General features: G+C 64.3%; 1 protein-coding gene. It reads right to left on the reverse strand.

Annotated features, from left to right (window positions below):
- Positions 1–148 precede the first annotated feature (148 nt).
- Positions 149–1,478: outer membrane beta-barrel protein (locus EOC93_RS33445; RefSeq protein WP_127206750.1), on the reverse strand; the 1,330-nt coding region annotated here is incomplete at its 5' end.

A 1,478-nucleotide genomic window follows, 5' to 3' on the forward strand; every position in this document is an offset into this window, starting at 1 on the left:
GCTGACATTCAGCCGGCCTGCGAACGGCGATTTCTGCGCTTCCGGTACTTGCATAACCCAATGTAGGCCGCGTTCAGGTTCTCGAAACCGCCGTTCCCGCCACTGCCTGACCCGAATCTCGACGTACCCAAACCTTCAACGGCTTGCTTTACGGCTGCAGCGTCACCCCGACGAAGATGCTGTGGGCCGTGTAGTCGCGGCCCTCCAGGTTGCTGGTCTGTTTTTCGGTTCTGGCGCGGGTGGTCAGTCCGGCATACCGGTTCAGCCACCATGTCAGTCCGGCCTCGGCGCTCAGCGTCAGGTCATGGCCGTCGGACCCGATATAGTCGCGCCAGTCCACGCCGAGAGCTGCGTTCCCGATCAGGTTGGCACGGATTTCCCGCTCGCCGGTGAGGCGGCCGGAGTAAAGGATGTCGCCGCTTTCGTCGGGAGTTGTCGTGCCCTCGACGGTGGTTTGGCCGGTGAGGCCGATCGTGGTGCCGCGTTCCGGCGACCATCTGAGGTCGGCGTTCACCGTGGCGCCCGAAATCGCCTCCAGGCGGTCATCGTCGATCGCTTCCCGCAGCCAGCCGGCCGAGAATTCGCCGGCAAGCTTCTCGCCGAGGTCGAGTTCGGCACCGGCCCGTACGCCAAGCCGTGTCGAGGATCGTTCGAAACCATTGGGGTCGACGCGCAAATCATAGACGCGGCGGCCGATTTCGACCTCGGTGAAAGGCGTGATGGCGGGAGAAATCTCATAGCCGGTACGCAAGGTGGCGGTATAGAGCGTCGAGTCGCGGGCTTTCTGCGACACCGTTCCGCCCGTCGAAAGCTTGGCGTCGCCATAGATGTCGCGTTCGACCGCGCCGGTCAGTGCAAAGCGCATCTTGCCGGCATCCTTCTCGACCGCGAGACTGCCGTCAATGGTCTGGCGCACTGGCTGCTCGATGGTGCCTTCGACAACGACCGGCGACGAAGCCGATTCCGGCGCCGCCTCGTAACCGAGCTTGGCGATGGCGCGCAGATCGTTGTCGAGGTCGACATTGAACGTGCCGTCGACTCGGCCCCGCAACTCCTGAATCTCGTCGCCCGATATGGTCTTGAGAAAAGTGCCGTAGCCGTCGATGACAGCCGAATTCTCTCGCCAGTCGGAGACGGCATTGAAGCGCAGCGTCGTTTCCGACAGCAGTGCCGGCTTGCCGTCGGCGCTTGAATCGGCATTCGACGAGGCCGTCAGGCCTTGTTCGAGCGTCGGCCTGATCACGAACGAGCCGAGTTTGATGCCGGTGGCGGCGAACGGGTCGTCCTCGACCTTCCTGTCCCGACCTTCGATGGCTTCGGCGCGCTCGGCGCCCGGATCGAGCTCCTGCCTGTCGGCGGAATCAATTGTCACGGCCCGGCGGTTGGTGGCGTCCTGGTCTGTCCCGGCGGTGTCCGTGTCGTCCGTCGTGGCTGCAGTCGCGGCGGTGGCTTCTGCCTCGGCGGCCTCTGCCTCGTCT

The organism is Mesorhizobium sp. M6A.T.Ce.TU.002.03.1.1 (assembly GCF_003997275.1).
In the GTDB taxonomy this organism is placed as follows: Bacteria; Pseudomonadota; Alphaproteobacteria; order Rhizobiales; family Rhizobiaceae; genus Mesorhizobium; species Mesorhizobium mediterraneum.